Origin of the sequence: Paenibacillus sp. FSL W8-0439 (assembly GCF_038008995.1) — a bacterium.
GTDB classification, from domain to species: domain Bacteria; phylum Bacillota; class Bacilli; order Paenibacillales; family Paenibacillaceae; genus Paenibacillus; species Paenibacillus polymyxa.
The window spans coordinates 4,129,303-4,141,310 of sequence record NZ_JBBPAK010000001.1 but is presented as its reverse complement, the minus strand read 5'-3'; the positions used below and the strand labels follow the sequence as shown (position 1 = coordinate 4,141,310).

Genomic DNA, 12,008 nt, shown 5'->3' with positions numbered 1-12,008 from the left:
TTACTGCTCTGTACAAAAGAGTTTTTACGAATTATTCAGGCGAGGAAGAGACTAGAAGAAAACGAATTCAATTTTTAGAGACCCATTCTGTGGTATAATATCTATATTAGAGAGTTTATGTTCATAGAGAGAAAACGATTCCGAGCGTGAAAGGATTTTGGGTGTGTCAGAGCAAAAGAAAGTAACCATAGAGGATGTAGCCAAGCGGGCAGGGGTCGGTATTGCAACTGTCTCCAGGGCTATTAACGATAGCGAGGGCATCAGCCCCAAAACAAAGGCATTTATTTTGCAAGTGATTGAAGAAATGGGCTTTACGCCTAACACTTCAGCTCAGAGTCTAAAGGTGCGGCAGACACGCCAAATTGCGCTGGCTGTACCAGATATCCGTAACGCAATCATTCCAGAGATTGCTTGGTCCGTAGAACAGGCCGCCAAGCAGCACGGTTATCGTGTCGTGCAGATCAATACGGCCGGGAATGCCAGGATGGAGCTTGAAACGGTGCGTGAGGTTAAGAAGCTGCATGTAGACGGGCTCATCATTATGCCGCTGGCGTATCCCAAAATGTTGGTTGATCTGATTAACAAAGCGAACGTTCCCGTGTCTATTATTAACTATGGCAAGAAGCTGGGTGAAGACGTCAAAGCGGATATCGTCAGTCTGGCCCGGCAAGAGGGAAGACTTGTGATGGAGCATTTGCTTAAAATTGGAAGAACGAGAATTGCTTATGCAGGTGCGGCGAAGGACAAAATCGAAGAGAGATACTTTGCTTATGAGCAGTCTCTCCAGCATGTGGACCCTTCACTGGTGTATTTTGGCGATGACTTTTCCTTCGAGACCGGGCTACGGGCAGCCGATTATTTTTACAGCTTGAAAAATATGCCGGATGCGATTTATGCAGTTAATGATATGGTGGCCATAGGAATCGTAAACCGCTTTAAGGATTTGGGTGTAAAAGTACCGCAAGAGGTTGCAGTGGTCGGTATTGATAACAATTTGTGGGCTACGGTAACGACCCCGCAGATCAGCTCAGTTTCTATCATGGGGGAAGAGGTGGCACGCCTGGCTGCGGAACTGCTGCTTAAGCGAATTCAGGAACAGACCGTGGGGGATTATGAGCGTATACAGTTTGAGCCTCGCCTGATTGTCAGGGAATCCAGCGTCTCCGTGATCCGTAAGCCTACGGTTGGGCATGACGAGTAAAGTAAGTCTAGCTCTGAACCCTATTCCGTTATAACCATGGATGAATGGCTGCAGGCGTAATAGATATGGATAGGAGAGTGGATTCATGTCAAAAGGTAGCGTGTTCGTTTCTGGAGCTTGTACTACATTATTGCTGGCTGTAATCCTAGGATGTACTCCCCATGCTGACCCTGCGTCGCCGTCTGGAGCAAGCAATGAGGAGCCCAAGCAAAGTGCGGCCAGTGCAACCAGTACGCAGCATACCCAGCAAAGTAAAGAGGAACTTGTACTGTCCTTTTATAAGGATTCATCCCTCAGTGATGAAGCAAAAGTACGTCATATTACGGACCATTTGGCAGGTATCCATTGGGGGAAGATGAACGAAATTAGTGAACATCAAAGCATGGAAATCATTGATTATCTCTATAAACAGCGCGCTTTGGTTCCTTCGGAAAGTTTCCCGAATGTGATCAAGGGCACTGCTGGCTTGGATGGAGCGCTAACTGAAGAATACGATAATCTTATGGAAGATTTGTTTACAAGGGACAAAACTACGATGATCCGAGCATTGGCAAATATGGACAAAACCAACCGCGTACAAGGTATAGGGGGCATCGGGTATGCTCTCAGCTATAGAGACCCGAAGGAAGTCAAGAAAGAGATTCAACAATGGCAGGCAGGACAACAGCTTACTACGGCAGAGAAGGATGTTATTCGTGCTCTGTTCGCCAAGCTGGATAATCCGTACTGATGCTGAATGAGTGATGAGCTTTGCCTCGAAGTATATAAAATGAAAAGCTGCTTCTCTACCCGAGGCAGCTTTTTTGTGCTGTTTGTACATCCTGCGATTATGATTGGAGGTGATCCTGATCTACACGCAAGCGCTTGATATCACGAATTGGAGGGAGGCCGAACAAACGAGCGTATTCACGACTGAATTGAGAGGGACTCTCGTAGCCTACCTGAAAACCGACACCTGCCGCATCTGCTGATTCAGATAACAACAGGCGACGGGCTTCTTGCAGACGTAATTGTTTTTGATATTGCATTGGGCTCATAGCTGTAACCTCTTTAAAATGACGATGTAGCGACGAAGGACTCATATTAGCCAGTTGGGACAATTCCTCAATTCGCAACGGCTTATCATAATCTTGTTTAATTCGCTTTATGACTTCTGCGATCCGGTTTGAATGGCTACCGGTCATGACCAGTTGTTTTAAGGACTCTCCCTGCTTCCCCTGTAAAATCCTATACAATATCTCACGTATAACTAATGGAGCCAGCACTGGAATATCCTGCGGTCTTTCCAAAAGCCGTACGAGCCTTACTACGGCATCCAGCAGTAGGGAGTTGGTCTGGCTTACATACAAGCCTCGTCTGGAATCAGGTATTGAGGTAGTAGGAAAAGTAGACTCCTTGATGAGATCCAAAACCTGATACGGATCAAAATTGAGCCGGAAGCACAAATACGGAGCTTCTGCTGAGGCTTGTATGACCTGCCCGGAAATTGGCAAATCCACCGAAACCACAAGGTAGTCGGATGTGCCGTAATAATAACTTTCATCTGCGAGCATCACGACTTTTTTTCCCTGAGCCACAATGCATAAGGCGGGTTCATGGACCTGATAAATTGGAACGGTGGTAGTCGAACTTCGGACGAAGTGAAGTGAAGGGATATCTGTAGCGTGAACTCCGTCGTGACTTGTAAATTGTTCTATGAGACTGGTCAATTCGGCTTGCTTTTCCGTGGTAGAACTCTCAATTTCGGTTGCTTTCACTATGCCCCTCCCTTTTTTACACCGTAGTAATCTTCACTCTTCAGTGGACAAATTTACTTTGAGATGCGCTTTGTTTTTCGATATGGATTTGAATTCATATTAAGTGTCTTTGGAGGATTAGGCAATAATTTGCTCTGATTCTTCTACCATCTCCAATCACCATCGTCTCATAATAAAGATGTAGAAACAATGCTCAATAAACATGTGAAAAGGGAAAGCATCTACTTCAATAATTTCTTAACTAAAGGAGGAATAAGCATGTTAGATATTAAAGGGAAAGTTGCAGCTATTACAGGAGCAAGCAGTGGAATCGGTGAAGCTACTGCTCGTTTACTTGCTCAACATGGGGCTCATGTTGTATTAGGAGCCAGACGCACAGAACGACTGGAGGCTCTTACCTCCGAAATTCGTTCAAAAGGGGGATCGGCTGATTATATGCAACTGGATGTGACCCAAAGGGAGCAGATGGAAGCGTTCATTAAGTACGCTGAAAAACGGTTTGGACGTGTGGATGTCATTGTGAACAATGCAGGAGTGATGCCTCTTTCAAAATTGGAAGCCCTGAAAGTAGAAGAATGGGACCGCATGATTGATGTTAATATACGAGGCGTTTTGCATGGGATCGCGGCAGGGCTTCCCATCATGAAAAAACAAGGATTTGGTCAGTTTATCAATATTGCTTCTATTGGCGCGTATAGTGTAACGCCGACTGCAGCAGTATACTGCGCAACGAAGTATGCAGTTCGGGCGATTTCTGAGGGGTTGCGTATGGAGGTTGGTGGGGATATTCGTGTAACGCTGGTATCACCGGGAGTAACCGAATCCGAGCTTGCCGACAGTATTTCAGATGAAGAGGCTCGGCAGGGAATGAAAGAATACCGCCGTATTTCGATTTCGCCGGATGCCATTGCTCGTTCCATTGTGTATGCCATGGAGCAGCCTGCGGATGTAGATGTGAATGAAATCATTGTCAGACCCACGGCAAGCACAAATTAACTCCATGCAATAAAATCCGTGGTTCCATCTCTGCATTCAGATTGTTTTGTCCCCTATCCTTCTTTGCCGATGGGGGATTATTTTTATTATAAGATGAGGAAGGCCATTATTCACACTATAGAGTCCAAAAAAGATGCGACTTTAACATAATCGGGTTTACTTTTACCAATGTTTGTGTTAAGTTAATTTCGACAAACATCGAAATTAAGACTGGAACCGAAGGGAGACGAACAGGGTGAAGGAGACAACAGAGATGCAGCAAGCTGTAAAAATATATAAAGCACTTGGAGAACCGACTCGTCTCAAGATAGCACTTCTGCTAAAAGAGGAAAGTGATCAATGCTGCTCTGTACTGGGCGAGAAGCTGAACAGTGTAGCGATTTCAACGCTATCACACCATTTGAAGCAAATGGCAGAATCGGGACTGCTCACATACCGCAAAGAGGGGACGTTTATTTATTACAGCTTGGATGTGGAAGCAGCACAGAAATATGCCCCGTTCCTGTTGACATAATTTTTTTTAGTCTTAATTTCGATATTTGTAAAAATACAAAAATATAAAAATACTAAAAGAAAAGAGGCGTTTTTTAAAATGCAGAGCACGTGGAAGGTGTACATTTTGGCCATTGTCAGTTTTTTGGTAGGTACATCTGAGTACATTATCTCAGGTATTTTGGATCAGATTGCGACAACCATGGGGATTACGGTGTCCGCAGCGGGCCAGTTGATTACCGTCTTTTCTCTTGCTTACGCGATAGGCACGCCGATTCTGATGGCAGTAACCGCTAAATGGGACAGACGCAACCTGCTCTTGAGTTCCTTAGGATTATTTGCAGTAGCCAATATGCTCTCCTTTGTCTTGCCAGGTTTTGGGATGTTTATTGCCGCACGTATTCTGATGGCCCTCGGGGCGGGGATGGTCGTGGTTACTGCACTGAGCATTGCTGCAAAAATAGCCCCAGTTGGCAAGCAGGCCAGTTCTATTGCTACAGTCACTATGGGTTTTACAGCCTCGCTGATTATAGGTGTGCCGCTTGGGAGAATGATCTCTTCTGCATATGGCTGGAAAACCGTATTTCTCGGCATCGCTTTAGCGGGGATTATTGCCTTGATCGTTATCGCTATGACAATCCCTCGCTTGAAAGGAGATCAACCGATCCCTTTACTGCAGCAGTTTGCACTTCTGAAAAAGCCTGAAGTTGCCTTGGGATTAGGCATTACCTTTTTTTGGCTAGGAGGTTATTCACTCGCGTATACTTACATCTCACCGTACTTGCTGAATGTATCAGATGTAGGAGAGGATATGCTAAGCTCAGTATTACTCGCCTTCGGAATTGCCAGTCTAATCGGGTCAAAAATTGGTGGATACAGTGCGGATAAAAAGGGCATACCCTTTACATTATTAGGGGGCATGATGTTGCACGGTATTTCCTTACTCTTACTTCCTTTTGCCGCTCATTCTTTGATGGCAGTATTTGCTTTCTTGATTCTATGGTCGTTCGCAGCCTGGACAACCGGACCTACTCAACAATATAACTTGGTCACTCTCGTACCGGAATCTTCCGGTGTGATGCTGAGTCTCAACCAGTCTACCATGCAGCTTGCTATGGCAGCGGGAGCCGGAATTGGCGGTGTAGTTGTTGGTCAGGTTACGCTGGCCTCCATCCCTTGGTTTGGAGCAGCTGGTGTCGCTATCGCCATGGTAGCTGTATATTTACTTTCACGAAGATCTTCGGTTCACACGGAATTGGGTGTAACAGAATAAAGAATTATAGAAAAATGAGCTCAGCGGTAGATGGCATCGCTGGGCTTGTTTGTTTTGAATGAGCAATCATATGCTCTCTGACAGCAGGAGGGTCTATCCAAACGCAATATCAGTAATTTTGCCGCCTTCTTTAAAACCGATATTTTTATAAACTTGATTGGAAACTGAATTTTTTACATCTGCGTAAAGCATGGGGGTTAGCTGCTCATTTTTCAAAATGGAACATAACCCCGATACTATTGCGCTGGCAAAACCTTTTTTTCGCCAGGTAGGGGGAGTATAAACAGCATTAATACGGCCATGCCTCGGAGAACGATGAGCAATGTTAGCCATGGACACGGGCATACTATTTACAATCCAAAGATATAAATTCCCTGTCTCGATCGCTGCCTTCGCAGCTGATATTTGACTAGTCGGATCAACTGAACGGTCTAAAGCATCTTTTGAAAAACCAGCTAGAAGCTGGGCAACTACCTGTACGTCCTCTGAAGTGGCTTGTCGTATGATCCCCTCAACGCCGGAAGGTTTGTTGTATTCAGGACAGAAATAAGATTCCATAACCATATGAGTATGTACCTGAGCAGTATGCCGCTCGGCGTAAGCATGTGCGAAATTCTCGGCTGTTTCGACATCACCACATACACCTGATAGGTTGGTTCCTTCTAAATAATGTAAGAGTTCTTCGATATAGGTTAACTTATGGTTGCCGATGATTTGCTGCGAAATCCATAGCCAAGCCTTATGTCCGGGTGATTGAGCGAAAATCATATTTCCATCAGACGTTTTAAGGCATGTTGATTCTTCTGACTCACATATTCGATGAAGCAAATTATATCGAACCTCATCAATCAAAAATGGATTGTGATTTAATAGATCATCGAATGGGACAAGCTGCTCAATCATGGCTTTGCCTCCCTAAAAAATGAGGTTTGATCTAATGTACTTGTATATGCTATGAAAATAAACTGCTACGAAGAGCTGTTGTTATATCTACTAGGATTTAAACTTCCGCGCTATAAGCTTCTTATTCTTTTGTCGCCAAATCCATCTTTCGATAAAGTTTTTTTCTTTTCTTTCCTGAAGCGTTTCCTTCATCCCTTTAATGAGAAATTCGGATCTTCGCTTGTCGTTCCTGCTAATTTCACGTAGTTCCTCAATAAATTTATCGTCCATGTCTGCATCTCCGTTAGTTCAGGATTTTCCAAATTACTAAGATAAATTATACAGAACGTATGTTCCTTTTTCAAGTCTGCGTCTACTCTATTCAACACATAACCATTTTTAGATGAATGCTGTGAGGCCCGCGCCAATTGAATAGGGAAGCATATGCTAAAGTTGAAAGGAGGAATTTACAACATGACTACTAAAGCATACGTATCTCAAACGTATCCACGCCTTACAGTCTACAATGAAGAAAATTTTCGGGGTTCTAGCAGAGTATTCAGAGGAAACCTAGGTATCCGCAACACCGATAATATTCTCGACGGCATCGAAAGTCTGCGTTTCTTTTCTACCAGCAGCAATGCTACACTTGTACTCTTTACTGGCACGCGGTTTAGAGGTAACTTCCGTGTGTATAGAGGCAATCGCAGCATCGCCGACCTGGATGATCTGATTCGCGGGAATGATGTGGAATCTATTATCTCTACCAATCAACGTTTGACGTTGCAGCAAATCCGTAATATCCGCAGTACTGGCAGACTGCCATCCGGCTATCGGATCATCTAACGGTCTTTAGTTTATAAATACGCTATTTTACTAGACTGTTTCAGAAGCTTGCAGGTTTGGGGCTTCTGGAACGGTCTTTGTATGATGGAACTGGAAAATATGAGTAATACTTTAAAAGTAAAACAAAATCATGGACAAGTCAACGATGTACACTCATGTCGGCGATGAAAACAATCGCATTTTACTTATAATGTGAAATAATACATTTTAAGCGTATGGCATACTTCTTTAAAATGAAATTTAAATTTTAAATATAGTATGGAATGAAGGGAAGGCTTGTCTATGAATTGGTTTAAAAAGTATCCTGTTTTTCAATAGCTTCGTTAACATAAAAAACAATTTCGCAGACCATAAGTGCAAGAATGAGGACGAAACAAATACAGCCTCTTGATAGAATGAGAAACATCACCTATTAGGAGGCTATATTTATGAACAAAATCCAGCAATTTCATGCACTTCATACTTCAAAGGAACCTTTATTTTTGGGGAATGCTTGGGATTTGCTATCTGCCGTGGCTCTGGAGAAGGCAGGCTTTAAGGCGATAGGTACAACGAGTTGGGGGATTGCCAATACACTTGGGTTTGCAGATGGAGAGCTTATTGATTTTGACCAGCATATAAGCATCATTCGCACTATTGCAGAGCATGTTCAAGTTCCTGTGTCGGCAGATATTGAAGCAGGATATGGGGAGGATGCGGCAACGATTGTCGAGCATGTATTAAGGACAGCCGATGTCGGAGTGGCGGGGATTAATATTGAGGATTCATTAAAACAGCAAAAGGGACTTCGAGAAGTGAGGGCGCACAGTGACCTGCTGTCCAAAATAAGAGCTGCCTTGGATGTTCATGGGTTTAAAGAGTTTTTTATAAATGCAAGAACGGATACATTTTTGCAGATGGAGACTCCACTTTCGGAGACCATAGAAAGGGCCAAAGCGTATGTGGATAGTGGTGCGGACGGAATTTTTGTTCCAGGTTTAAAGAGTGATGAAGAGATCAGAGAGGTTGTATTTCATATACATGCTCCGCTTAATGTTTTATCTTTGCCAGGTCTGACGAATGTCCGCCAGCTTCAGCAGTTAGGAGTCAAACGGTTTAGCTTTGGAAATGCGTTTTCTGATAAGATAATAGTTGCTTTGCAAAAGAATGCGGAACAGTTGATCAACCTTCAAGATACTTCAGTTTTATATGAGGATTTTGCAAAAATCCCATAAGCGACTTCCAATGAACAATATATAGATCGAAATGGTTTAGTTCGTCTATATATTGCACTTCGGAGCGACTGGAATCGAATTTTACAAAATCCTGAACTATATGAGTATGAACTAGAGAAAGGACGGATTCTTTGATCATGGCTAAACCTAGTCTTTCTTTTGAAGAAATGTGGGAGAAAATTATAGCATGTGATCGTAAATATGACGGGGTGTTTTTTACCGCTGTGAAAACAACCCGTATATATTGCCGACCTTCCTGTCGATCCCGAAAGCCGAAAAAAATCAATGTCGAGTTTTACTTTGATGTGGACACCGTGGAAAAAGCGGGTTTTCGCGCTTGCAAAAGATGCCAGCCTCATACAGATCATTCGCCGTATATCAGGCTTGTCCAGAATGTGATAGCTTTTTTAATCAATCATTATAAAGAAAAACTAGTATTGCAGGATATTGCGGATCATGTTGGAATAAGCACTTTTTATTTGGATCGGATCTTTAAACAAGAAACCTCGGAAACCCCGCGTATGTATTTGGAAAAAATAAGAGTAGATAAGGCAGCTTATCTTCTTAAAAATACAGATTTTACGAATCTTGAAATTTGCTATGAGACAGGCTTCCAAAGTCCCTCCAATTTCTATAAGTCGTTTCGCAGCTTGAACCAATGTTCTCCTAGTGAGTATAGAAATTTGAATAAGGATTAGAAAAGGAAGGTGGATATCCTTAATGAGCAAGTTATACGTATTAAATTATGTATCGCCGATTGGAGAGATAGAGATACGGGGCACCAATGAGGCTGTCTATTCCATTATGTTCTCTAATCGGAATGAGCCTTTAACGATGCTTACAGAAGAAGCTCCAATCCAAGTATTAGAGGAATGCGCCAGCCAGCTTGACGAGTATTTTAAAGGTGAGCGCTTTGAATTTTCGTTTCCTTATGCTTTTGAAGGTACGGACTTCCAGCAAAAAGTATGGAATGCGCTGGTGACCGTGGGTTACGGTACAACGACAGCTTATAAAGATATTGCTCTCGCTATTGGAAACGAAAAAGCAATCCGAGCCGTTGGCAGTGCGAATGGCAAAAATAAGCTGAGCATTGTGATTCCATGTCACCGAATTGTCGGATCAAATCAGAAACTAACTGGCTATGCAGGGGGCCTATGGAGAAAAGAATGGTTGCTCCAGCATTAGAAGCGTTGTCTGAGATCATAAGGAGGGTTCATGGATGAGAGAGACATATTTAAAAGAGTTTAAGCCGGAAAGCTGGGCCAACATGGTTCAGATCTATCAAGAGCGATATGATCAGGTAGATCCGGTGATAAGGGCAAAGGTGGCCAAAAGTAAAATTCCAAAGGAACTTCAGATCGTGCTGCTGCCCGACATGGGCGAGTATTTGCTGACTTGGATGGTTCGAAAGATTCCCGCACTTGGTCACGAAACACCGTCGGATTATTTAAAAAGCGAAGAAGGGACCAAGGCACTGAAGGCAGCCATTCTGCGTATGCCGCGTTAAATCAACTGACTCTAGCAGATACATATGAACATTGAACATTGGCTAGAAGTAAAGCCAACTAGGTTTGTCCAAATCCCATAAAGCCGTTCAAAGGGAGCCGTTGCCGGGCTCCCTTTGGCGATCACAAGCAACCTATGATAAAAGAGTCCTAATTGGTTGAAAGCTCACTCTCCGTCACCCATTTATGATTTTTGACAGGCTCTCCTCCTGTAGTCGGCGTATAGTCTACCATATATACGGTCGTTGGCTCGGCGGAATCTATGATAGCCTTAGCCCCATCCATCCCCTTCATGTGGTCTGCCGCCAGAATAACTTCTGTGCCAGGTGCATAGGGCTCGCTGCCCGCATCCTTAATCTCTTCATGAATAACCCACTTATGATTATTCACTTTTTCTCCTCCAGTGGTTGGTGTATAGGAGACTGTATAAGCAGTAGTCGTATAAGCACCTACAACCGTGGCCGTAGCGCCCTTCATGCCTGCCATATGATCGGCTTGAATGGTCGCTTGGCTGCCAATTTTGAAGGCTGGGTTTTCAGCTTCTTTTAGTCCAGCAGGAAGCTCACTGGAGGTGGAATGGTTCATATCTGATGCGTCATGCTGTTGACTGCTGCTTGTCGTGTGCTCCTGGGTCGGCGTGTTACTGTTCCCGCACCCACTCAAAATAATCATAATTGTACCAGCGAGCAAAGCCCATTGTATTCTCATATTCAATAGCTCCTTTAGGGTTATATTCTCACATTCAAATATACCCATAGGGGGTATATTTGAAACGGAATTATTTTACAAACTTGTGAAGTGCTTTGTTTTCAAGTGGAGCGCCCGAAGCGACCCCCTTTTTAGTTTTGCGAAAGATACGTAATTTAAATGTTGTTGACAGTGAATAAAAAATCATTGTAATATCTACAAAACATATCAAATTACTATGTTTTAAAAGTTTTAAATATTTTAACTCACCAAAACTAGACCATATCGGAGCAGGGGGAGACATCAAAATGAAGAAACAATGGATTTCATTTATATTGCTGCTGGGCGTAGTTGTGCTTTTTATTTCAGGTTGTGGCAGCAAGAATACGTCGAACAGCGCTGCGGACGAAGAAAAGAAAACACTGCATATCAGCTTTAATCCTGGCCCATATAGCGATCAGTTTAAGAATGGTGTGGCTCCATATTTGGAGAAGAAGGGATATAAGATTACATATAAAGAGTTTACAGACGGGGTTCAGCCTAATGTAGCCGTAGCTAATGGAGATATTGATGCCAATGTGTTCCAGCATTCGCTCTATCTGGACTCCATCAATAAGCGGGAGAAGATTGATCTGGTTGGTGCTGTGCAGGTCCCGACACCTCCAATGGGATTATACTCCAGCAAGCATACCAGCCTTGAGGAAGTCAGCGCTGGAGCCCAAATCAACCTGCCCAGCGAGCCAGTCAATATGCTGCGGGCGCTGAACATTTTGAAGGAAGTAGGTTGGATTACGTTAAAGGACAATATTGATCCATTGCAAACCTCGGTGAACGACATCACCTCTAATCCGCATCATCTACAATTTGTTGCTACCGACCCGGCACAAGGGCCACGTGCATTGGAGGATGTTGATTTTGCGGCTATACAAGGGAATTTTGCTGTATCGAATGGAATGAAGTTAACCTCAGCATTAAAGCTTGAAAAACTGACAGATCCATTCACAAATGTGGTAGCTGTGGACAGCAAGAATAAGGACAAGCCCTTCGTCAAAGACATTATTGAGGGATATCATTCCGATGAATTTCAAAAGTACATCCAATCGAATCCTGTGTATGAAGGCTACAAGCTGCCAAGCTATTTTAAATAACTGAGGT

At 43.4% G+C, this 12,008-nt stretch carries 15 protein-coding genes; 11 read left to right on the top strand and 4 right to left on the bottom strand.

Going from position 1 to position 12,008, the window contains the following annotated elements:
* The first annotated feature begins 163 nt into the window (after nucleotides 1-163).
* A complete protein-coding gene (locus tag MKX36_RS17780; protein ID WP_016821824.1) occupies nucleotides 164-1,201 on the top strand; it encodes a LacI family DNA-binding transcriptional regulator in 1,038 nt (345 codons plus the stop codon).
* 85 nt (nucleotides 1,202-1,286) lie between these two features.
* Complete coding sequence (locus MKX36_RS17775; protein WP_257126173.1) at nucleotides 1,287-1,931, top strand: hypothetical protein; 645 nt, start codon at nucleotides 1,287-1,289, stop codon at nucleotides 1,929-1,931.
* A gap of 97 nt (nucleotides 1,932-2,028) precedes the next feature.
* Here the strand turns inward: MKX36_RS17775 and MKX36_RS17770 are convergent, their stop codons facing one another.
* Nucleotides 2,029-2,958, bottom strand: coding sequence for an AraC family transcriptional regulator (locus tag MKX36_RS17770; RefSeq protein ID WP_340865231.1), 930 nt, complete (start codon nucleotides 2,956-2,958; stop codon nucleotides 2,029-2,031).
* A 258-nt stretch (nucleotides 2,959-3,216) separates the two neighbouring features.
* Here MKX36_RS17770 and MKX36_RS17765 point away from each other — a divergent pair, with 258 nt between their 5' ends.
* From MKX36_RS17765 to MKX36_RS17755, 3 genes are all read left to right on the top strand, one after another.
* On the top strand, nucleotides 3,217-3,954 hold the full coding sequence (locus MKX36_RS17765) for an SDR family oxidoreductase (RefSeq protein ID WP_016821821.1): 738 nt from the start codon (nucleotides 3,217-3,219) through the stop codon (nucleotides 3,952-3,954).
* Nucleotides 3,955-4,189: 235 nt separating this feature from the next.
* Nucleotides 4,190-4,468 (top strand): ArsR/SmtB family transcription factor, encoded by a 279-nt coding sequence (locus MKX36_RS17760; RefSeq protein ID WP_016821820.1) that lies wholly within the window; start codon nucleotides 4,190-4,192, stop codon nucleotides 4,466-4,468.
* 78 nt (nucleotides 4,469-4,546) lie between these two features.
* Nucleotides 4,547-5,719, top strand: coding sequence for an MFS transporter (locus tag MKX36_RS17755; RefSeq protein ID WP_340865230.1), 1,173 nt, complete (start codon nucleotides 4,547-4,549; stop codon nucleotides 5,717-5,719).
* A gap of 93 nt (nucleotides 5,720-5,812) precedes the next feature.
* Here the strand turns inward: MKX36_RS17755 and MKX36_RS17750 are convergent, their stop codons facing one another.
* On the bottom strand, nucleotides 5,813-6,622 hold the full coding sequence (locus tag MKX36_RS17750) for a GNAT family N-acetyltransferase (protein WP_031461969.1): 810 nt from the start codon (nucleotides 6,620-6,622) through the stop codon (nucleotides 5,813-5,815).
* Nucleotides 6,623-6,712: 90 nt separating this feature from the next.
* Complete coding sequence (locus tag MKX36_RS17745) at nucleotides 6,713-6,892, bottom strand: hypothetical protein (protein WP_013311365.1); 180 nt, start codon at nucleotides 6,890-6,892, stop codon at nucleotides 6,713-6,715.
* A 183-nt stretch (nucleotides 6,893-7,075) separates the two neighbouring features.
* On the opposite strand from MKX36_RS17745, the gene MKX36_RS17740 reads away from it, so the two are divergent.
* The 5 genes from MKX36_RS17740 to MKX36_RS17720 all read left to right on the top strand — a co-directional run bounded on the left by MKX36_RS17740 (nucleotide 7,076) and on the right by MKX36_RS17720 (nucleotide 10,168).
* Complete coding sequence (locus MKX36_RS17740; RefSeq protein ID WP_330720609.1) at nucleotides 7,076-7,447, top strand: hypothetical protein; 372 nt, start codon at nucleotides 7,076-7,078, stop codon at nucleotides 7,445-7,447.
* A 428-nt stretch (nucleotides 7,448-7,875) separates the two neighbouring features.
* Nucleotides 7,876-8,661, top strand: coding sequence for an isocitrate lyase/PEP mutase family protein (locus tag MKX36_RS17735; protein WP_044787737.1), 786 nt, complete (start codon nucleotides 7,876-7,878; stop codon nucleotides 8,659-8,661).
* A gap of 137 nt (nucleotides 8,662-8,798) precedes the next feature.
* Nucleotides 8,799-9,359, top strand: a complete 561-nt coding sequence (locus MKX36_RS17730; RefSeq protein ID WP_340866125.1) for a bifunctional transcriptional activator/DNA repair enzyme AdaA — start codon at nucleotides 8,799-8,801, stop codon at nucleotides 9,357-9,359.
* Between the two features lie 22 nt (nucleotides 9,360-9,381).
* A complete protein-coding gene (locus MKX36_RS17725; protein WP_340865229.1) occupies nucleotides 9,382-9,846 on the top strand; it encodes a methylated-DNA--[protein]-cysteine S-methyltransferase in 465 nt (154 codons plus the stop codon).
* Nucleotides 9,847-9,880: 34 nt separating this feature from the next.
* On the top strand, nucleotides 9,881-10,168 hold the full coding sequence (locus MKX36_RS17720; RefSeq protein WP_285692277.1) for an antitoxin Xre/MbcA/ParS toxin-binding domain-containing protein: 288 nt from the start codon (nucleotides 9,881-9,883) through the stop codon (nucleotides 10,166-10,168).
* Between the two features lie 148 nt (nucleotides 10,169-10,316).
* On the opposite strand, the gene MKX36_RS17715 is transcribed toward MKX36_RS17720, so the two are convergent.
* The gene (locus MKX36_RS17715; protein WP_340865228.1) at nucleotides 10,317-10,874 is read right to left on the bottom strand and encodes a YdhK family protein; all 558 of its coding nucleotides are present in this window, start codon (nucleotides 10,872-10,874) and stop codon (nucleotides 10,317-10,319) included.
* Nucleotides 10,875-11,161: 287 nt separating this feature from the next.
* On the opposite strand from MKX36_RS17715, the gene MKX36_RS17710 reads away from it, so the two are divergent.
* A complete protein-coding gene (locus MKX36_RS17710; RefSeq protein WP_340865227.1) occupies nucleotides 11,162-12,001 on the top strand; it encodes a MetQ/NlpA family ABC transporter substrate-binding protein in 840 nt (279 codons plus the stop codon).
* Nucleotides 12,002-12,008: the final 7 nt, after the last annotated feature.

What these genes read in the sequence shown, in the direction of transcription:
- MKX36_RS17775 (WP_257126173.1), top strand. Translation starts at nt 1,287, where the DNA reads ATGTCAAAAGGTAGCGTGTTCGTTTCTGGAGCTTGTACTACATTATTG.
- MKX36_RS17765 (WP_016821821.1), top strand. Translation starts at nt 3,217, where the DNA reads ATGTTAGATATTAAAGGGAAAGTTGCAGCTATTACAGGAGCAAGCAGT.
- MKX36_RS17755 (WP_340865230.1), top strand. Translation starts at nt 4,547, where the DNA reads ATGCAGAGCACGTGGAAGGTGTACATTTTGGCCATTGTCAGTTTTTTG.
- MKX36_RS17750 (WP_031461969.1), bottom strand. Translation starts at nt 6,622, where the DNA reads ATGATTGAGCAGCTTGTCCCATTCGATGATCTATTAAATCACAATCCA.
- MKX36_RS17745 (WP_013311365.1), bottom strand. Translation starts at nt 6,892, where the DNA reads ATGGACGATAAATTTATTGAGGAACTACGTGAAATTAGCAGGAACGAC.
- MKX36_RS17740 (WP_330720609.1), top strand. Translation starts at nt 7,076, where the DNA reads ATGACTACTAAAGCATACGTATCTCAAACGTATCCACGCCTTACAGTC.
- MKX36_RS17735 (WP_044787737.1), top strand. Translation starts at nt 7,876, where the DNA reads ATGAACAAAATCCAGCAATTTCATGCACTTCATACTTCAAAGGAACCT.
- MKX36_RS17730 (WP_340866125.1), top strand. Translation starts at nt 8,799, where the DNA reads ATGGCTAAACCTAGTCTTTCTTTTGAAGAAATGTGGGAGAAAATTATA.
- MKX36_RS17725 (WP_340865229.1), top strand. Translation starts at nt 9,382, where the DNA reads ATGAGCAAGTTATACGTATTAAATTATGTATCGCCGATTGGAGAGATA.
- MKX36_RS17720 (WP_285692277.1), top strand. Translation starts at nt 9,881, where the DNA reads ATGAGAGAGACATATTTAAAAGAGTTTAAGCCGGAAAGCTGGGCCAAC.
- MKX36_RS17715 (WP_340865228.1), bottom strand. Translation starts at nt 10,874, where the DNA reads ATGAGAATACAATGGGCTTTGCTCGCTGGTACAATTATGATTATTTTG.
- MKX36_RS17710 (WP_340865227.1), top strand. Translation starts at nt 11,162, where the DNA reads ATGAAGAAACAATGGATTTCATTTATATTGCTGCTGGGCGTAGTTGTG.